The sequence below is a fragment of the Pseudazoarcus sp. NS20 genome, from assembly GCF_059703745.1.
This window is the reverse complement of the sequence record NZ_BAAKIY010000002.1, coordinates 418,520-437,443: the sequence shown is the minus strand read 5'-3', so window position 1 is coordinate 437,443 and position 18,924 is coordinate 418,520. Positions and strand designations below refer to the sequence as shown.

Below are 18,924 nucleotides of genomic sequence, written 5' to 3'. Positions count from 1 at the left end.
CACTTCGACGTTGGAGGTAGGGCCGAACATGATGCCGTTGGGGTTCAACAGCACGACACGGCCGTTGGCGCTGATCGTGCCGCGGATGACCGAGGGGTCGCCACCGAGCACGCGGTTCAGCGCGATCGCATCAGCCGAGGGCTGGATGTACTGGACGCTGTTGCCGCTGCCGATGCTGTAGCTGGTCCAATCGATGACCATCTTGTTGCTGTTCTGGTTGATCACCAGGTGGCCGTTGGTCGGCGTGCCGATCTGGCCGTTGCCGGCGGTGATCTGCCCACCTGTAGGTAGTTCCGCCAGTGCCCCTGTGCTGCACAGCATCAGGATGCTGCCAGCAGCCAACGCTGCCAGACCGCGCGCACCGCTGCGCTGCGCCTTGGTTTTTCCTCGGCCACGCGCGTGCTCGGAGGCCACTTGCCATTGGCCAAGAGCGACGTTCCAGACGATGCGGAAGATACGATTGAGTGAGCCGTGGCCGTTCATTGTTTTTTACCCTAGAGGTGAAATCTTTAAGTCGTGACTGCTGCGATTGGATCGGTCAGGAAAATCAGAAGCGCTTGACCAGCGACGCCCAAACGCGCGCTCCGCCATCCTTCCGGTCGACTTGCGACGGCGAGCCTCTTTCGGCCCACGCCGCCATCACGTCGAAGCTCCAGTCGCCGTTAAAGTAGCGCGCACCGACGCCGTAGCCCGCCAAGGTGCGACTCAAGGTGGTGGTGGTGTTCCGGGCGTAGCCCTTGTCATAGAAAACGTACGGCGAGACGTTGTACTTGGCGATGTTGTAGGCCAGCTCCGTCTGAGCGGCCCAGCCACGATGCCCGCTGAATTCACCCACGGGGAATGCACGCACGGCGTTCGGGCCGGAGATCGACAGAAACTCGGTCGCATCAATGTCGTCATCGGTGTGCTGACCGGACAGCCGAACGGTGGCCTGCAGGTTCTGCGTTACGCGTTGGATACGCGCCACGTCGAGGTTGATCTTGCTGAAATCGCGGTCCCGACTTGCGGTGGGGGTGTTGTCGTTGCTGACGCGCCCGTTCAAATACGTCAGCGCACCGAATGTGATGGCACCGCCGTTGAAACCGTCACGCGCATCGAAGTTCAGCGTGACCGGCACTGCATTGACGTTGTAACGCTCACGCGTGCCGATTTCGTTGACATACTTCTTGTGCTGAAAACCACCGCTAATCGACAGGTTGCGACCCTGCGAGCGAATGATGGGGTAGCTCAGCGCGGCCCCCATGATGTCGGCCTTGCCCTTGAACCCCGCGCCGGTCATCCAGTCGCCGGACAATTCGTAGCGGCTGTGAATGGCGGACAGATCCAGCCTCAAGCCATTCGGTGCCACCGGCACGCTGTAGCCGAGCGCCGCCAGGCCGGTGTCGCCGTTGGTCAGCAACCCGGTGACACGCAATTCGTCACCGAAGACGAAATTGCGCGAACGCGCTACATCAACACGTGCGCGATTGCGGCCGGTGAAACGGCTACCGTGGTTATCCAGGCCGATCGAGCCACGCGTCTGTTGGCCCTCCACCATGCGCAGTTCAAGATCGCCGGTACCCACTTCAGCACCCGGCCGCACGATGGGCACGGCGGTGTAACCGGGCAGGTCGTTCATGATCAAGGCGATGCGCTCGATTTCCGCGGCGGAGATCACTTCGCCCGACTTCAGCGGCTTAAGGTACTTCTGCGCCGCAGCGTCGGGGCGCTGCACGCCGTCTGACTCGACCGTTGCCGCCACATCACCGAAGCGCCCTTCGACCACAGCCATGACGACCACACCGCCGGAGATATCCTGCCGCGGCAAGTACGCCCGAGCGAAGGGATAACCAGCGGCACGGTAGCGCTCACTCACCAACCTGGCGATGTTCTGCAATCCGGCGAGATCCACCGGTTTGCCGATGAAGGGATCAACCACGGCAGCCAACTGCTCATCGCTGAATTGCGTGTTCCCCTCAAACCGCACATCCGCGAGGGTGAATGTTTCACCCCCCGGCGCGGTCGCGCCCGGCAACGGCGAACCATCCAGATTGAACGACGGAGAGGGCTCCGGCGGCGCCAGGCGCGGCTTCGTCTCGGGATACAACACACTTGCGTCGGGCAACTGCTGCGCGTGTGCGCAAACAACCGGAGCGAGCAGGATCGTGGTGAGTGCAAGTTTCAGACGAGGCAGCATATGGATTCAGGGTGAAGATTGAAGGCCCTTCCGGTCGCCCGGCCTCTGAACCGAAACGACGCAACAGCTTTGCTTGAAGGAGCGGGTGGCTGCAGCCCCAAATTTACATTTGGAGACATGCCGCGAGAATTTTTGTGAGAGTACGGATTAATTTCTTAAAACTTGCGAGCAACTCGAAAAAAACGTGATGTAGTTGTCGAAAATCACAAAAAACTGCAGCCCTTTTACAACGGTAATTTTTACCGCATCAGAAGGGCTGGGAAACCCTGCCTTTTCAAGCAGGGCGCGGCTTCCACGAGGCTGAAGATTCTGAAAAATCGACTAATGAAGCGGAGCTTTTATGACGTAGCGCGAAAGTCCTGCGCTGATCGCGCGCCCACTTGTCATAGGCGTTGAAGCCCCCTGAAAACGCCTGGGGTTGAACCGTGACACTCACGTTCGAGCCTGGCCATTCCGGGCAAGGACTTCAAGCAGCGGACCTGCGACCAAAGTCCGATGCAGACAGTCTCGGTATGGACCGCTTTTCGCGGCGGGCGACCGTCCCGCGGCTCTCGGCACGCAAGACAAGCATTTGAATCCCGGGGAAGGTGGGCGGGGATGGATTGCGCAGACGAAAAAAAACCGCCGGAACCGGCGGTTTTTTCTCGTACTGGCGGAGACGGAGGGATTCGAACCCTCGAGACAGGTTTTGCCCGTCTGCTCCCTTAGCAGGGGAGTGCCTTCGACCTCTCGGCCACGTCTCCTCAAACAAGAGGCGCGATCATAGCGATTCCGCGCCCCCCGGTCAAACCTGCAATGCGGCTTCAGTCCTTGTCCAGACCGAAAGCCTTGTGCAGCACGCGCGCTGCCAGTTCGAGATACTTCTCTTCGATGACCACGGCGATCTTGATTTCGGAAGTCGAGATCATCTGGATGTTGATGCGCTCGTTGGCAAGCGTCTCGAACACCTTAGACGCCACGCCCGGATGCGAGCGCATGCCGACCCCGACCACCGAGATCTTGGCCATGGTGTCGTCGATCTCGATTTCCTTCGGCTTGAACTCGGCCGTACTGGCCTCAAGCACTTTACGGGCCTTGGCCAGGTCACCACGGGCAACGGTGAAGGAGAAGTCCGTGGCACCGGCATGACCGACGTTCTGCACAATCATGTCTACGTCGATGTTGGCATCCGCGATGGGGCCGAGAATCTTGTAGGCAATGCCCGGCACGTCAGGCGCGCCGACCACGGTGATCTTGGCTTCGTCGCGGCTGAACGCGATACCGGTGATGACGGGTTGTTCCATTTTGCTATCTTCCTCAACGGTGATGAGCGTGCCCTCGCCCTCTTCTTCAAAGCTGGACAGGACACGCAGCTTGACCTTGTACTTGCCGGCGAACTCGACCGAGCGAATCTGCAGAACCTTCGAACCCTGGCTGGCAAGCTCCAGCATTTCCTCGAAGGTGATGGTGTCGAGCTTGCGTGCTTTGGGCACGACACGCGGGTCAGTGGTGTAGACGCCATCGACGTCGGTGTAAATCTGGCATTCGTCAGCCTTCAGCGCGGCGGCCAGCGCCACGCCCGTGGTGTCGGAGCCGCCACGACCCAGTGTGGTGATGTTGCCGGCAGCATCCATGCCCTGGAAACCGGCCACCACCACCACGGAACCCGCTTCGAGATCCTTGCGGATCGGAGCGTCGTCGATCTCGAGAATGCGCGCCTTGGTGTGCAGCGAATCGGTCAGGATGCGCACCTGGCCGCCGGTGTAACTCTTCGCGCTCACGCCCTCCTCGTTCAGGGCCATACACAGCAAACCAATGGTGACTTGCTCGCCGGTGGAGATCACCACATCAAGCTCACGCGCGAGCGGATTGGGCGAAACTTCCTTGGCCAGACCGATGAGGCGATTGGTCTCCCCGCTCATTGCGGAAACCACCACGACCACCTGGTCGCCGCGCGCATGAAACTTCGCCACGCGCCTGGCGACATTTCGGATGCGCTCCGGCGAGCCCACCGAGGTACCGCCGTATTTCTGAACTATCAGAGCCATGTCTGCAACCAACCTGCTAAATGCAAAAGTTCATGATTTTACCCGTCTTCCGGAACAATTTGGAGCCCGGCAAATCCCTTGCTACAAAGCATCTTTGACGCCATCAGGGTTAGTAAAAACCCATATCAGTTAGTTCTTGTATGTGAAACGAATGCGCCCTATACTGCCATGTCACTATGACCTTAGTCATACATGTCAGGCGTCGCGAAAGCGGCTGGGCACAACCCAAAAAGACCATAGAGGAAACGGAAATGAAAGCAACCGACAAGATCGACGTGCGGGAAATCCGTCGCAAGCTCGGCATGAATCAGTCGCAGTTCTGGTCCAAGATCGGCGTAACTCAGAGTGGCGGCTCCCGCTACGAAAGCGGCCGCAACATCCCGCGCCCGGTCCAGGCTCTGCTGCGCTTGGTACATATCGAGCAGATCGACATCAGCAAGATCCGCAAGGAAGATGTCGAAGTCACCGAATACCTGAAAGCAAGCGACCCGGACGCCTACAAGACGTTGAAGAAAGAAGCTCGCGCCGCCCGCAAGGAAAAAGCCTCCCGCTGAGCGCTTTGCCGGATCAAGCGGCCAGTTCGGCTGATGCCCGAACTGGCCGCTTGCCGTTTACCGCAGCCGATCCGGCCCCACGCCTGACGATGCTATACTGCACGCCCTGTTTTCTCAGGATTCGCGCAGCATGCGCATCACCCGCAAACTCGAATTCGACGCCGGTCACCGCATACCCGACCACGCCAGTCAGTGCAGGCACCTGCACGGCCATCGTTATGTGCTCGAGGTGACCCTTGCGGGCGACATCATCCGTGCCGACGGCCAAGCCGTTAACGGCATGGTGATGGACTTTGCCGACGTCAAGGCGGTGGCGGCAAAGCATGTGGTCGATCCTTGGGATCATGCCTTTCTGGCCTGGCGCAACGACACCGTGGTGACCGACTTTCTGGCCTCCATGCCCGGCCACAAAACGGTGCTGCTGGATGTCGTTCCGACAGTTGAAAACCTCGCCACCGAAGCCTTCCGCATCCTCGACCGGCACTATCGCGATGTGTACGGCAATGACCTGCGTCTGGAGCGCGTGCGCATGTATGAAACGCCCAACTGCTGGGCCGACGCGCTGCGCTCCGAGATCAAGCCGGACGAGTGTTGAGCTTGCGCCCTGGCCAAAAATGAAAAAGCCCGCTTTCGCGGGCTTTTTTGCTGCTGCGGGTCACTCGATCACATCGCGTAACGACGCAGCTTCATAGAGAACTCCTGCAGTTGGTGGATACCGCTCTGCTCCGCGCGGGTTATCCAATCCTGCAGTTGATGCAGCAGCTGCTCGCTGGTAGCCGTCGAACGCCCCCAAATGGCGCTCAACTCTTCCCGCATCGACTTGATGGTGGCCAGCGCCTGGCTGTTCTGCAGCACGCTTTCGAGATGGGCACGCTCCTTGTCGCACAGCTTGCGCGTATTCGACGACAGGATGAGGCGGCGCAGGCTCTTGGGGTTGAAGCTCTCACCACTCCCCGCCGTGAGGCGCTCGATCTCTTCACCGCAGGTATGACGCAGCGAGCGCACGTAGCGCGTCATCACATCGTAGCGATGGGTCAGCACCGCCTGCAGCGTATCCAGATCGGCCACGCTCTTGTCGTCGGCAAAACGCGGCGTCGGAATCACGCGGCGCGCCTTGGCCAGCCCCACCATTTCAAGCAGGCGGATATACATCCAGCCAGCATCGAACTCGTACCACTTGGCCGACAACTTGGCCGAGGTGGCAAAGCTGTGGTGGTTGTTGTGCAGCTCTTCGCCGCCCACGATGATGCCCCACGGCACGAGGTTGGTCGAAGCGTCGGTGCAATCGAAGTTGCGATAGCCCCAGAAGTGCCCCAGGCCGTTGATGACGCCGGCAGCCCAGAACGGAATCCAGATCATCTGCACGGCCCAGATCGTCAAGCCGATGGCGCCGAACAACAGCACGTCGATGATCAGCATCAAGCTCACGCCCAGCACCGAGTGCTTGTAGACGTTCCGCTCCAACCAATCATTCGGCGTTCCGTGCCCGTAGCGTTCCAGCGTCTCGAGGTTCTTCGACTCGGCGCGATACAGCTCGGCCCCCTCCCACATCACCTTGCGGATGCCCTTGACCTGCGGGCTGTGCGGATCTTCTGCGGTCTCGCACTTGGCGTGGTGCTTGCGGTGGATGGCGGTCCACTCCTTCGTGACCATACCGGTGGTCAGCCACAGCCAGAAGCGGAAGAAGTGACTCGGAATCGCGTGCAGCTCAAGCGCACGGTGCGCCTGGTGACGATGCAGATAAACGGTGACGGAGATGATGGTGATGTGGGTCAAAACAAGCGCTACGACCACATATCCCCACCAGGGGAGATCAATCAAACCACTGAACATTCGGCTGTACATCCGGGAGTTGCAATAATTTGATTCTACGCCATCCCCTGAAAATTGCAGGACAGCCGACAAATCGCTTGCGTGCGGAAGGTCTCAGCGTGCCTCGAACGGCAGGCGGGTGACCTTGACGGCCTCGGCGCGATGCCGCAGCCAGTTGCTGCGATACAGCTGCGCCAGCTCGCAGTGATCGCGCAGCACGATCATGTTCTCGGAGTTGCGGTTCTCCGCCGACCACGTGAAGTTGTACGACCCCGTCAGCACCGCGCAACCGGGGCCGTCGGCATCGGCAATCAGCACCTTGTTGTGTGCTGCGGCGTACTTGGTCTCGTACGCCACCGGCACACCGGCCGCCAGCAGCAAGGGAATGGCGTTGCCGCGCTCGCGCGCATTCATCTTCGCGTCGGCCAGCACTTCGACCTTCACGCCACGTCGATGCGCGGCGATCAAGGCGTTGGCAATCGGCTTGCTGGTGAATACGTAGGCCTGCACGTGCAGGGTGCTGCGCGCGGACTCGACTACACGCAGCAGCATCTTCTCCGGCGCATCGGAAGGCGAGAACGCCACCTCGACTTCACCTCGCGCCGGCAACACCTCGCTCGCGCTCGCCAGCGCAGCCGCCGCACACATCCCTGCGCATGCTGCGAGCCGCAACAGCCGCTCAAACGGCAGGCGCATCTGCACGCTCGAACACGGTCGCGAAGAAGCCGTCGGTGTCGTGCACGTGCGGCAGCAGCTGCAAACGCGCGCCCATCTCGAGATCAATGCCCTGCTTCTTCAGCAATTCGCCCGCATCAACCTGACGGAACTCCGGGTGGGTCAGTGCAAAGGCATCGACGATGGCGTCGTTCTCGTCGCGCAACAAACTGCAGGTTGCGTACACCAGTCGGCCGCCTGGCCGCACCAGCGATGCCGCCGCGGCCAGAATGCGCGATTGCAGCATGGTCATCTCCTCGATCGAAGCGGGGCTTTGGCGCCACTTCAGATCGGGGTTGCGGCGCAAGGTACCGAGGCCGCTGCACGGCACATCAACGAGCACCCGGTCGGCCTTGCCGCTCAGGCGTTTCACACGCGTATCGCGCTCATGGGCGATCAACGCCGGATGCACGTTCGACAAGCCGGCACGCGCCGCGCGCGGCTTGAGGTTGGCCAGACGGCGCTCCGAGACATCGAAGGCATACAGCCGCCCGGTCGAGCGCATCATGGCGCCCAGATGCAGCGTCTTGCCACCGGCACCGGCACAGAAATCCACCACCAACTCGCCTCGACGCGGCTGCATCAGAAAGCCCAGCAACTGGCTGCCTTCGTCCTGCACCTCGAAGCTGCCATCCAGAAAGCGCTTGTGGTTCTGCAGAGCTGGCTTGGCCTCCAGGCGGATGCCGTGCGGCGAGTACGGGCACGGATCAGCGGCGATGCCGTCCGAGCGCAGGTCGGCAATCACCTCGTCGCGCGAAATGCGCGCGATGTTGACGCGCAGATCCAGCGGCGCCGGTCGGTTCAGTCCTGCCGCCAATGCCAGGATGTCCTCGGCCGGAAGCGTTTCGGTGAGCTTGGCGGCAAGCCAGTCAGGCATGTCTGCACGCTCGGCGAGGGTCTCTTGCGGCACCTCCACTGCCTTCAACGTGGCAATCCACTCCAGCTCTTTCGGCGACGCCAGGCCATCGAACTGCCGCGCCGACCATCCTTCGCCACGTGACAACCACGCCAACAGCAGCGTCCGAGGCGAGGCATCTTCTCCGCACAGGCCGCGCAGCCAGCGCAGTCGGCGCAAGATGCCGTACACGCTTTCCGCCACGAAGCCACGGTCCCGATGCCCGAGCGCGCGGTTCTCGCGAAAATAACGCGACAACACCGCATCGGCCGGGTGCGCAAACGAGAGCACCTCGCTCAGCACGATGGCCGCGTGGGCCAACGGCCCACGCACGGTATTCACTGGGGGCTTGCCACGCGAGTTGCGGGCACCCGAAGTAGGTCTGGAAGTTTTCTGCATGTCGGAAAGGCGCGCTTCAGCGCGCCAAAAATCATTTCTGCGTGGCGGGAGCCACATTCACGCTGACCGCACGCTGGTCAAGCACCTTGCCCTTCTGATCTTTCAGGCGCACACGCACCGGCACCCAACCGTGCTGCTCGGACAACCACAATTCCACGTCGAGCTTGCCCGAATGCGCTTTGAACATGACGTGCTGGGTGCGCAGCGTACCGACGGGCAGCGAGATTTCCTTCATGCCCAGCACCTCGAAGCTCACCGGGTCGGCGCCACGGTTGCTGACCAGCGTCATTTCGCTCGGATGCTCACGCCCCGGACGCACCGCCACCATGTGCCACGCACTCAGCACGTCGAGATCACCGCGTGCCACCGAATCGGTTTCCTTGCGCCCCTTGCGGCGCTCGACCAATACCGAGTTGCTGCGCCAATCGAAGGTGGCCGTTTCCGTTTCGCGCCCCTTCTGCTCGACCACGAAGCGGCGCGGCACCAAGCCATCACGCGTCACTTCGCCTTCGCTCGATTGCGTGTATTCGAAATCGGCCAGCATGGCTGCAAGGCCAGTCGTCTTGAGTTCGGTGCTCATGGTGTAGCTGCGGCCGTCGTGCTTCCAGCGATGCACGCCCTCGCCGAGCTTCATGCCCCGATCACCCTGCGAAACGTCGAACACCACTTCACCACTCGTCGGCCACTGCGGTGCGGCCGCCCACAGGGGCTGAGCCAGCAACGCACTTCCTGCAATCAACAACGCAACCCATCGAATCACTGCGACACCTCTCTTTCATGCGGCGACACCAACGGCACCTGCGGGGCTTCTGCCCCGGCAGCGTGCACGCGTGCCCCCTGAATCCTCAAACGCCCTTCGACGAACCAACGCACCGCCATCGGGTAGATGCGATGCTCTTCTTTCAAGACCCGGGCGGCGAGGCTTTGTTCATCGTCGTCATCGCGCACCGCCACGACGGCCTGCACCACGATCGGCCCGACATCAAGCTCGGGGGTCACGAAATGCACCGTCGCTCCGTGAACACGCACACCCGCCTCGAGCGCCCGACGGTGCGTGTGCAGGCCGGCGAAGGCCGGCAGCAGCGAGGGGTGGATATTCAGCATGCGCCCCGCATACCGCGTGACGAAGTCCGCATCGAGCAAACGCATGAAACCGGCCAGCACGACCAGCTCCGGCTGCAACCCATCCACCACGCGCGCCAGCGCAGCATCGAAATCGGCGCGCTGCGCGTAGCTGGCTGCCTCCACCACCTCGGTGCGAATGCCGTGGCGCCGGGCAATCTCGAGCCCGCCCGCGTCAGCACGGCTCGAAACCACCGCCAATACGTTTGCACCGGGTATTCGGGCGCTCAGAATGGCCTCTAGGTTGCTGCCACGCCCCGAAATCAACACCACCATCGACGTCATTGCAGCACCTCAAGGAATCGGCAGGAAGGCCGCGGTGGCCACGCCTTGCATCATGCGGATGACCAGTCGCTCGGTCTTGATCTCGAGCAGGTCGCTCAAGGCTTCGAGAATGCCGATCATGCGCCCCAGCTCGCGCTCGAAACTGAGGTTGTTGATGTCCCCCATCTCGTTCGACAGCAACAACAGATTGCCTTGTTCGTCACGCACGGTCCCAAGCCGCCAGGCAGCAATCTCGACGTTGCGCGCGGCGTTGTAGAAGCCTTGTGGCGACAGATCGTTGAGCACATAGAAACCGACCATGTTGCCGAAGGCCGACTGGATCATGCTCGACATGCCCACCATCAGCGCTTGCACGCGGTCCCCCTGAAATTCGGGGGTGAACGCCATCGTGAGGGCCTCGATGTTGCGGCGATTATCGAGCGAGGCGAGCCGCCAGCCGTGGTTGACGTCGAAGATCAGACTCATCGCCTCCTCGAGCGAATCAGCGCTTTTGCGCCATTCACGCGGGTTACGGCGATACAGCTTTTCGGTGAAGCGCCGCAGGCTCATGAAGATGCGGCGCTGGCTGGCTTCGATGTAGTGATCGACGTCGGTCTTGAACAGCTGCTCGCCGAAGGTCGGCCTGCGCGATGCGGCGCCGGGTGACGTCCCCGGTATGCTGCACCCTGCCGCCGACGCGGCCAGACCGGCCATCAAGACCATGAAGCTGCGCCGGGACAACTCTGGCGATGAGGTCGGTTTCATGCGCACTCACGCTCGTTAAAACGCCGCGATGATACCGGAAGGCGCGCCCTCCGGGGCCGCCCGCCACGCACGTATAATCGAGGTTTTGGCGCTGGAGCCCCGATGCCGACGATCCGCCCCCTGCCGGACATCCTGATCAACCAGATCGCCGCTGGCGAGGTGGTCGAGCGCCCTGCGTCGGTGGTCAAGGAAGTGCTGGAGAACGCATTGGACGCAGGCTCGCGCGCCATCGAGATCCAGCTCGAAGAAGGCGGCGTGCGCCGCATCCGCATCAGCGACGACGGCTGCGGCATCGACAAGGAAGAACTCGCGCTGGCGCTCGACCGCCACGCCACCAGCAAGATCGCCAGCCTCGACGACCTCGAGCGCGTAAACACCATGGGCTTTCGTGGCGAGGCGCTGGCCGCCATTGCCGCGGTATCGCGCACCGTCATCACCAGCCGCGCCGGCGGCGCGGCGCACGCCTGGCGCATCGACGGCGCCGACCGCAGCGTGGCCCCGGCCGCCCTCAATGCGGGCACCGTGGTGGATGTGGCCGACCTGTATTACAACACCCCGGCGCGGCGGAAATTCCTCAAGACCGAAGGCACCGAATTCGCCCACTGCGACGAGATGTTCCGCCGCGCGGCGCTGGCGCGGCCGGATGTTGCCTTCCAATTCGCGCACAACGGCCGCGTGTCGCACCGCCTGCAGCCGTCCGACCCGGCGCGCCGCATTGCCGCGCTGATGGGCGACGACTTCCTCGAACACGCCCGCGCAGTCGAAGCCGATGCCGGCGCCCTGCGCCTCACCGGCTTCGCGTGTGTACCCGCCTACTCGCGCGCCAACCGCGACGCGCAATATTTCTTCGTCAATGGCCGCTACGTGCGCGACAAGCTGCTGTCGCACGCCGCACGCCAGGCCTACGCCGACGTGCTGCACGGTCAGCGCCATCCTGCCTATGTGCTGTTTCTCGAACTCGACCCGGCCGGTGTGGATGTGAACGTGCATCCGGCCAAGATCGAGGTGCGCTTCCGCGAATCACGCGCCGTCCATCAGTTCGTGTTTCACGCCATCAGCCGCGCACTGGCCGAATCCGGCGCCGCATTGGCCGCCGAACGCGAAACGCCGCCCACCGATGCCGTACGCTACGCCGCACCCGAAGCCCGCTGGGCGCCGCCGGTGCAGACGCGTCTGGCCATGGAATCGGCGTCGCGCAGTTATTTCGACTTCGCTGCCGCCGCACGCCCCGACGAAGCACCTGCCTCGACACCCGCAACGGCGGCCATGCCCTACGCGCCACCCTCGGCAACGCCCGTACAGCCGCCTGCTGCCGATGAAGCGCCGCTGGGTTACGCCATCGCCCAGCTTCACGGCATCTATGTGCTGGCGCAGAACGCCAAGGGCATGGTCATCGTCGACATGCACGCCGCGCACGAGCGCATCCTGTACGAAAAGCTCAAGACCGTACTGGACGGACGGCCGTCGATCCAACGCCTGTTGATGCCTGCGGTGATTTCGCTCGGCGCACGCGACATGGCCGCGGCCGAAGAGCATGGGGAAGTGCTGGCTGGCATGGGTTTCGAGGTAGCGCCGGCCGGCCCGGAGCAACTTGCCATTCGCAGCGTGCCGGCGCTGCTGGCACAGGCCAATGTGGGTGAGTTGGTGCGCAATCTCCTCGCCGAACTGCGCGAGTACCCCGCCACCGAGGTCGTCACCGCACGCCGCAACGAGCTGCTCGGCACCATGGCGTGCCACGGCGCAGTGCGCGCCAACCGGCAATTGTCGATTCCCGAAATGAACGCGCTGCTGCGCGACATGGAAGCCACCGAGCGCGCCGACCAGTGCAACCACGGTCGCCCGACCTGGACTCAGTTCTCGCTGGCTGAAATGGACAAGTTCTTCATGCGTGGGCAGTGATCAACCCGCCGAGCCCGTTTGCAGAATCACCACGGCCAGGACCACGATGACCACAACCGCCCAGCCCAGCCATTCAACGTAGCGTTGCAGCACGGCCTCCATGCGCGGGCCGCCGAGCTTCATCAGGCCAGCCACCAGAAAGAAGCGTGCGCCCCGCCCGATCAGCGAAGCGGCAATGAACGGCAGCAGGGCCATTGATGCGACGCCGGCTGCAATCGTGAACACCTTGTAGGGAATCGGCGAGAAGCCGGCAATGAACACTGCCCAGAAGCCGTACTGCTCAAACCACGTCTGCGCCAGCACGTAGCTGTCCCAATACTTGGTAGTCGCCAGCCACGGCTCGATCATCTCGAACGCGAACATGCCGATGAAGTAGCCCAGCACACCGCCCGCCACCGACGCCACCGTGGTGATCAGTGCAAACAGCCACGCCCGCGATGGGTTGGCGAGGCTCATAGGCGCCAGCATCACATCCGGCGGAATCGGAAAGAAAGAGGATTCGGCAAAGCTCAGACCGCCCAGATACCACGGCGCACGCGGGTGACGCGACCACTGCATGGTGCGCGCGTAGAGAGAGGAAAACAGCTTCAAGGTGATCTCGATGCGATGGACGACGCGGCATCATACCAATCACTCCGGGCAAGCCGCGCCACCGAACGTGAGCAGAAGTTGCCATCGCGAGCACCAGGTGTCGCGGGCATCCCTATAATCGCAGCCTCATGACCGAAGCCCCGCCCGCCATCCTTTTGCTCGGCCCCACCGCCAGCGGCAAGACCGCCAGTGCGCTGGCGCTCGCACAGCACTTTCCGGTGGAGATCATCAGCGTCGATTCGGCGCTGGTGTATCGCGACATGGACATCGGCACGGCCAAGCCGGACACTGCCGAGCGTGCGGTGTGCCCGCACCACCTGATCGACATCGTGTCGCCCGAAGAGCGCTACTCCGCCGCGCAGTTTCGCAGCGACGCGCTGCGCCTCATGGACGAAATCAGCGCGCGCGGCAACATCCCCGTGCTGGCCGGCGGCACGTCGCTGTACTTCAAGGCCTTGCGCGACGGCATCTCCGATCTGCCGCAAGCCGACGCCGAGCTGCGCGCAGCCATCGACCGCGACGCCGAGCGCCTCGGGTGGCCGGCCCTGCATGCCCGTCTGGCCACGCTCGACCCACACGCCGCCGCCGCACTGGAGCCGACCGACGCCCAGCGCATCCAGCGAGCACTCGAAATCGTCGAGCTCACCGGCCGACCGTTGGCGGACAGCTACGCCCGACGAGAGGAAGGCGGCATCCGCCATCGCACCCTCACGCTGGCGCTGGCGCCGTCTGACCGCGCCGTGTTGCACCGCCGGATCGAGCAGCGCTTCGACGCCATGCTCGAAGCCGGCCTGCTCGACGAACTGCGCGCGCTGCGCGAAAAATACCGCCTCGACCCCGCCCTGCCGTCGATGCGCTGCGTCGGCTACCGCCAGGCGTGGGCGCATCTGGACGGCGAAGACGACTTCGCCAGCATGCGCTTCAAAGGCATCGCCGCCACGCGCCAGCTCGCCAAACGCCAGCTCACGTGGCAACGCCAGTTCCGCGAGAACTGGGCCGATCTGGAAGAGATGGATTGCCTGGACGGGAAACTGGCGGACACGGTGCTGACTCGCGCCCGGCGCTTCATCGAGGCCTGAACGCCGCCAGTCTCGCGTCATTGCTTCGTAGGGCGCAATAACCGAAGGGCATTGCGCCGAATGAGCTTTTCTTGCTCACCTGGCGTACCGCTGCCGGTTGAACGCGCAGCCCCGCCGCCAACTCAGGGCCGGCGCTCGCTTGCAGTCGAGCGCAGCAGCACGGCATCCATCCAGCGCGTGGGCAGAAGCCGCTTGAGCACGCCGAACAGATGCGTCGGAAAGGTCACATAGTAGCGCGCCCGCGGACGCGGCGACTCGATGGCGTGGATGAGCTTGTCTACCACGGCGTCGGCAGGCAGCGTGAAAGGTGTCTTGCCGGCCTCGCCACGCAGGCGGCGCTCCAGCGTCCGGTAGGTGACGGCGTGCGCGCTGCTCGCACGGTCGATGTGGCGCTCGTACGCCGCGTAGGCGTTGTCGCGAAAGCGCGTGGCAATGGGACCCGGCTCGATCAGGCTGATGTCGATGCCGCTGCCGCGCAGTTCGAGGCGCAGTGTGTCGGTGAGCCCTTCGAGCGCGAACTTCGAACAGTTGTAGGCGCCGCGATACGGCAAGGCGGCAAAACCCAGGATCGAGCTGTTTTGCACGATGCGGCCATGGCCCCGACGACGCATGGCCGGCAACACGCAGCAGGTCAGTTCGTGCGTGCCGAGCAGATTGGTTTCGAGCTGTTCGCGCAGTACCGCGCGGGTGAGGTCTTCGACGGCGCCGGGCTGGCCGTAGGCGCCGTTGTTGAACAAGGCGTCGAGCGTGCCGCCGGTGCGCTGCAGCACCTCATCGACCGCCTGACGAATCGAGGCACTGTCGGCCAGATCGAGTTGCAACGCTTCAAAGCCCGCTTCACGCAAGCGCGCCACGTCCGCCTGAGCGCGCGCAGTGGCGAACACCCGCCAGCCGCGATCACGCAGGCGGCGGGCGGCCGCATCGCCGATACCACTGGAGCAGCCGGTGATCAGGATGCTGCGCGGGGTATCGGCCGCCATCGCGATTACTCGACGATGGTCTTGGGCTGATCGCCTTCGAGGCCTTCGATGCGGCCGATGCGGAACACCGTCTCGCCCTGCTCGCGCAGGAAGGCCTCGGCCGTGTCGGCGTTGTCGGCCGACACGATGACGGCCATGCCGATGCCGCAGTTGAACACGCGGTGCATCTCGGCATCGGCGATGTTGCCGGCCTGCTTGAGCCACTGGAACAGCGGCGGCAGGTCCCAGCTCTTGGAATCGATGCGCGCCGTCAGGCCATCGGGAATGACGCGCGGCACGTTTTCAGTGATGCCGCCGCCGGTAATGTGCGCCATGCCATGCACGATGCCGGCATGCGCCTGCAGCAGCGCCAGCAACGGCTTGACGTAAATGCGCGTGGGCGCCAGCACGGCGTCGGCCAGCGGGCGGCCGTGGAAATCGGCGTTCAGGTCGGCTTTGCTGACTTCGATGACCTTGCGGATCAGCGAATAACCGTTGGAGTGCGCGCCGCTCGAAGCCAGGCCGAGCACCACGTCACCGGCGGCGATCTTGCTGCCGTCGATGATGTCGGCTTTCTCGACTGCGCCGACGGCAAAGCCGGCCAGATCGTATTCGCCGTCCGGGTACATGCTGGGCATCTCGGCCGTCTCGCCGCCAATCAGTGCGCAACCCGCCAGCTCGCAGCCTTTGGCAATGCCTTTGACGACATCGGCGGCGGTATCCACGTGCAGCTTGCCGCAAGCGAAGTAGTCGAGGAAGAACAGCGGCTCTGCACCCTGCACCAGGATGTCGTTGACGCTCATGGCCACCAGATCCTGCCCCACGGTGTCGTGGCGGTTGAGCTCGAACGCCAGGCGCAGCTTGGTGCCGACGCCGTCGGTGCCGGACACCAGCACCGGCTCACGATATTTCTTTGACAGTTCGAACAAGGCCCCGAAGCCGCCGATCCCGCCCATCACCTCCGGCCGCATGGTGGCTTTGGCAAACGGTTTGATGCGATCGACGAGTGCGTCGCCGGCATCAATGTCCACGCCGGCATCACGATAAGTCAGAGAGGTCAAGGCGATTCCTTCTTGTCGGGAACACCTCTGGCGCGCGCCGCGCTTGAGGGCGTAACAGCCAGGGGATACATTACGGGGCTCGACGATCCGCACCGGTCGTCGCTCAAACCCGAGAGTTTACTCGAAATGCCATTTCCCCGTGCCAACCTCATGCACTCCCTCCTCTGGGGCGCCACCGGCATCGCTGCGCTGATCCTGCTGTGGCTACTGGGCCCGATCCTGATGCCGTTCATCGTCGGCGCAGTGTTCGCCTACCTCAGCGACCCGGCAGTGCGCTGGCTGGTGAAGCGTCGCTGGCCGCGCACGCTGGCGGTGGTCGTGGTCATTCTGGCCGTCGGGGCCACCATCACGCTGCTGCTGCTGATTCTCGTACCGCTGTTCTGGCGTGAAGTGGCCGCACTGATTTCACGCCTGCCGGAGCTGCTCGACCTGATCGATGCACGGGTACTCCCCATCGTCAATGAGCGCCTGGGCACCGATCTGCGCATGGACATCGAATCCGCCCGGCGCGTGTTCGAGGAAAACAAGGAACAAGCAGGCGATCTCGTGCCAGCCATTCTCGTGCATGCCCGCGAAGGCGGCATGGCGCTGGTGCGCATGGTCACCAACCTGGTGCTGATTCCGGTGGTGATGTTCTACCTGTTGCAGGAATGGCCGCGCATCATCCCGGCCCTGCGCGACGCCATTCCACGCCCTGCGCTCGCCCGCACCACGCATATCGCCCGGGAAATCGACAAGGTGCTGTCGGAATTCCTGCGCGGACAACTGTCGGTGATGCTGATCCTGGCGGTGTATTACTGCATCGCTCTGTGGGTTGCCGGGCTGTCGTTCGCCCTGCCGGTGGGCATCATTACCGGCTTGCTGTCCTTCATACCGTTCGTCGGCTTCGGCGGGGGCCTGGTGCTCGCGGCCATCACCGCGCTGTTGCAAGGTGACGGCATGTCGTTGCTGATCGGTGTTGCGGTGGTTTATACGCTTGGTCAGCTCATCGAGAGCTACGCCCTGACGCCCTACCTTGTCGGTGAGCGCATCGGCCTCCACCCGCTGGCCGTCATTTTCGCGTTGATGGCCTTTGGTCAGCTCTTCGGCTTCGTCGGCATGCTCATCGCGCTGCCCGTCAGTGCTGCCGCCTTGGTCGGACTGCGCGAGGTGCGCAGCGCCTGGCTGCTCAGTCCGATCTACCTCGGCGACCCGGACAAGGTCGAACGCATCGACAAGGTTGAACGCATCGAATGAAGCAATTGCTGCTGGATCTGCACTCGGACACGCCGCCGACACTCGACAACTTCATTCCCGGCGAAAACGGCGAATTGATCGCTGCACTGCATGAAACCGTACTCGGCGCGGGCCACCTGTACCTGTGGGGCCCCGGCGTCAGTGGCCGCAGCCATCTGCTGGCCGCCACCGTGGACGCCGCAGCACAAGCTGGCCGTCCGGCACTGCACTTGAAGGCACAGTTGGTCGGCAGCGCGCTCCCGGAGACGCCCGGGCTGCTGATGGCCATCGACGACATCGAGCAACTTGGTGAGGAGGCGCAGATCGCGCTGTTCAACGCCTTCAACCGGGCGACCACCTACAATCAGACCCTGTTGATGGCCGGCCTGCGGCCGCCGCGCGAGCTGGCGGTGCGCGAAGATCTGCGCACGCGCGTCGGTCAGACGCTAGTGTTCGAACTACGCCCGCTCGACGACGCCACACGCACGGCCATTCTGGCCACGCTGGCCGAACGCCGCGGCATGAAACTGCCCGATGAAGCCGTCGCCTACCTGTTACGTCACGGACGCCGCGACCTGCCAAGTCTCGTCGCGACCGTCGAAGCGCTCGACGCCGCCTCGCTTGAACGCAAACGCCCGGTAACCCTCGCCCTGCTGCGCGAGGTCATGCAACCCGCCCTGCAAACCTGAAACCTACAAAGGATTTTCCGTGGATCTCGTGCTTTTCGACCTCGACAACACCCTGCTTGCAGGCGACTCGGACTTCGAATGGGCCCAATTCCTCATCAGCAAAGGCGTGGTCGACCCAGAGGTGCATGAAGCACGCAACAAGGTTTTCTACGAGCAATACAAGGCCGGTACGCTCGACATCTTCGAATTCCTTGAATTCCAGCTGGCTCCGCTGGCGCGCCACGACCGCGCGCAGCTCGACGCCTGGCACGCCGAATACATGCGCGAGCGCATTCGCCCGATGATTCGCGACGCCGCACGCGAACTGGTCAACAAGCACCTCGCCAGCGACGCCGTGGTGGCCATTGTCACCGCCACCAACAGCTTCGTGACCGGACCGATTGCCCGCGAATTCGGCATTCCGCATCTGATCGGCACCATCCCCGCGCACGAGAACGGCCAATTCACCGGCAAACCGCGCGGCATGCCCTCGTTCAAAGCCGGCAAGATCACCCGCGTCGAAGAGTGGCTGGAGAGCATCGGCATGTACTGGGGCAGCTTCGACAACACCTGGTTCTACAGCGATTCGCTCAACGATCTGCCGTTGCTCAAGCTGGTCAGCCACCCGGTGGCGGTCGACCCCGACGACACGTTGCGCGCGCACGCCGAGCAAGCTCGCTGGCCGGTGCTGGCGCTCAATTGCGCGGCCTGACCATCGCCGTCT

The 18,924-nt window shown here is 63.3% G+C and carries 18 protein-coding genes, 1 tRNA gene and 1 pseudogene; 7 read left to right on the top strand and 13 right to left on the bottom strand.

Going from position 1 to position 18,924, the window contains the following annotated elements; translation table 11 throughout:
• Window positions 1–30: 30 nt before the first annotated feature.
• From AC6H0W_RS07815 to AC6H0W_RS07800, 4 genes and pseudogenes are all read right to left on the bottom strand, one after another.
• A pseudogene (locus AC6H0W_RS07815) lies at window positions 31–483 on the bottom strand (two-partner secretion domain-containing protein); the annotation flags it as partial.
• Between the two features lie 64 nt (window positions 484–547).
• Entirely contained in the window at window positions 548–2,176 is a 1,629-nt protein-coding gene (locus AC6H0W_RS07810; protein WP_497576598.1) for a ShlB/FhaC/HecB family hemolysin secretion/activation protein, read from the bottom strand.
• Window positions 2,177–2,826: 650 nt separating this feature from the next.
• A tRNA-Ser gene (locus tag AC6H0W_RS07805) sits at window positions 2,827–2,919 on the bottom strand.
• Window positions 2,920–2,979: 60 nt separating this feature from the next.
• Complete coding sequence (locus AC6H0W_RS07800) at window positions 2,980–4,203, bottom strand: aspartate kinase (RefSeq protein WP_497576597.1); 1,224 nt, start codon at window positions 4,201–4,203, stop codon at window positions 2,980–2,982.
• A gap of 251 nt (window positions 4,204–4,454) precedes the next feature.
• Here AC6H0W_RS07800 and AC6H0W_RS07795 point away from each other — a divergent pair, with 251 nt between their 5' ends.
• Together AC6H0W_RS07795 and queD are read left to right on the top strand one after the other, a co-directional pair.
• Complete coding sequence (locus AC6H0W_RS07795; RefSeq protein WP_497576596.1) at window positions 4,455–4,757, top strand: helix-turn-helix domain-containing protein; 303 nt, start codon at window positions 4,455–4,457, stop codon at window positions 4,755–4,757.
• A gap of 130 nt (window positions 4,758–4,887) precedes the next feature.
• On the top strand, window positions 4,888–5,352 hold the full coding sequence (gene queD / locus AC6H0W_RS07790) for a 6-carboxytetrahydropterin synthase QueD (RefSeq protein WP_497576595.1): 465 nt from the start codon (window positions 4,888–4,890) through the stop codon (window positions 5,350–5,352).
• A gap of 68 nt (window positions 5,353–5,420) precedes the next feature.
• On the opposite strand, the gene AC6H0W_RS07785 is transcribed toward queD, so the two are convergent.
• The 6 genes from AC6H0W_RS07785 to AC6H0W_RS07760 form a co-directional block, all read right to left on the bottom strand.
• Entirely contained in the window at window positions 5,421–6,590 is a 1,170-nt protein-coding gene (locus tag AC6H0W_RS07785) for a DesA family fatty acid desaturase (protein ID WP_497576594.1), read from the bottom strand.
• 93 nt (window positions 6,591–6,683) lie between these two features.
• On the bottom strand, window positions 6,684–7,265 hold the full coding sequence (locus AC6H0W_RS07780; protein WP_497576593.1) for a phospholipase D family nuclease: 582 nt from the start codon (window positions 7,263–7,265) through the stop codon (window positions 6,684–6,686).
• Window positions 7,249–8,577 carry an RsmB/NOP family class I SAM-dependent RNA methyltransferase gene (locus AC6H0W_RS07775; RefSeq protein ID WP_497576592.1) on the bottom strand — a complete coding sequence of 443 codons (1,329 nt, stop codon included), beginning with the start codon at window positions 8,575–8,577 and terminating at the stop codon, window positions 7,249–7,251. The genes AC6H0W_RS07780 and AC6H0W_RS07775 overlap by 17 nt, the downstream gene beginning before the upstream one ends.
• Window positions 8,578–8,608: 31 nt before the next feature.
• Complete coding sequence (locus AC6H0W_RS07770; protein ID WP_497576591.1) at window positions 8,609–9,298, bottom strand: DUF3108 domain-containing protein; 690 nt, start codon at window positions 9,296–9,298, stop codon at window positions 8,609–8,611.
• A gap of 35 nt (window positions 9,299–9,333) precedes the next feature.
• Window positions 9,334–9,984, bottom strand: coding sequence for a phosphoribosylglycinamide formyltransferase (purN, locus tag AC6H0W_RS07765; RefSeq protein ID WP_497576590.1), 651 nt, complete (start codon window positions 9,982–9,984; stop codon window positions 9,334–9,336).
• Window positions 9,985–9,993: 9 nt separating this feature from the next.
• Window positions 9,994–10,728 carry a hypothetical protein gene (locus AC6H0W_RS07760; RefSeq protein ID WP_497576589.1) on the bottom strand — a complete coding sequence of 245 codons (735 nt, stop codon included), beginning with the start codon at window positions 10,726–10,728 and terminating at the stop codon, window positions 9,994–9,996.
• A 102-nt stretch (window positions 10,729–10,830) separates the two neighbouring features.
• Here AC6H0W_RS07760 and mutL point away from each other — a divergent pair, with 102 nt between their 5' ends.
• Window positions 10,831–12,627, top strand: a complete 1,797-nt coding sequence (gene mutL, locus AC6H0W_RS07755; protein ID WP_497576588.1) for a DNA mismatch repair endonuclease MutL — start codon at window positions 10,831–10,833, stop codon at window positions 12,625–12,627.
• On the opposite strand, the gene AC6H0W_RS07750 is transcribed toward mutL, so the two are convergent.
• On the bottom strand, window positions 12,628–13,218 hold the full coding sequence (locus AC6H0W_RS07750) for a YqaA family protein (RefSeq protein WP_497576587.1): 591 nt from the start codon (window positions 13,216–13,218) through the stop codon (window positions 12,628–12,630).
• 128 nt (window positions 13,219–13,346) lie between these two features.
• Here AC6H0W_RS07750 and miaA point away from each other — a divergent pair, with 128 nt between their 5' ends.
• The gene (gene miaA / locus AC6H0W_RS07745) at window positions 13,347–14,297 is read left to right on the top strand and encodes a tRNA (adenosine(37)-N6)-dimethylallyltransferase MiaA (protein ID WP_497576586.1); all 951 of its coding nucleotides are present in this window, start codon (window positions 13,347–13,349) and stop codon (window positions 14,295–14,297) included.
• 122 nt (window positions 14,298–14,419) lie between these two features.
• Here miaA and AC6H0W_RS07740 read toward each other — a convergent pair whose 3' ends face one another.
• Both AC6H0W_RS07740 and purM read right to left on the bottom strand, forming a co-directional pair.
• Complete coding sequence (locus AC6H0W_RS07740; protein WP_497576585.1) at window positions 14,420–15,277, bottom strand: SDR family oxidoreductase; 858 nt, start codon at window positions 15,275–15,277, stop codon at window positions 14,420–14,422.
• Between the two features lie 5 nt (window positions 15,278–15,282).
• Window positions 15,283–16,317 (bottom strand): phosphoribosylformylglycinamidine cyclo-ligase, encoded by a 1,035-nt coding sequence (gene purM / locus AC6H0W_RS07735; protein WP_497576584.1) that lies wholly within the window; start codon window positions 16,315–16,317, stop codon window positions 15,283–15,285.
• Between the two features lie 150 nt (window positions 16,318–16,467).
• On the opposite strand from purM, the gene AC6H0W_RS07730 reads away from it, so the two are divergent.
• Genes AC6H0W_RS07730 through AC6H0W_RS07720 form a run of 3 tightly spaced genes read left to right on the top strand, consistent with a single transcriptional unit; the run spans window position 16,468 to window position 18,912 of the window.
• A complete protein-coding gene (locus AC6H0W_RS07730) occupies window positions 16,468–17,553 on the top strand; it encodes an AI-2E family transporter (protein WP_497576583.1) in 1,086 nt (361 codons plus the stop codon).
• Window positions 17,550–18,221, top strand: coding sequence for a DnaA regulatory inactivator Hda (hda, locus tag AC6H0W_RS07725; RefSeq protein WP_497576582.1), 672 nt, complete (start codon window positions 17,550–17,552; stop codon window positions 18,219–18,221). Before AC6H0W_RS07730 ends, hda begins: the two co-directional genes overlap by 4 nt.
• Before the next feature lie 19 nt (window positions 18,222–18,240).
• Window positions 18,241–18,912, top strand: a complete 672-nt coding sequence (locus tag AC6H0W_RS07720; RefSeq protein ID WP_497576581.1) for a histidinol-phosphatase — start codon at window positions 18,241–18,243, stop codon at window positions 18,910–18,912.
• Window positions 18,913–18,924 lie beyond the last annotated feature (12 nt).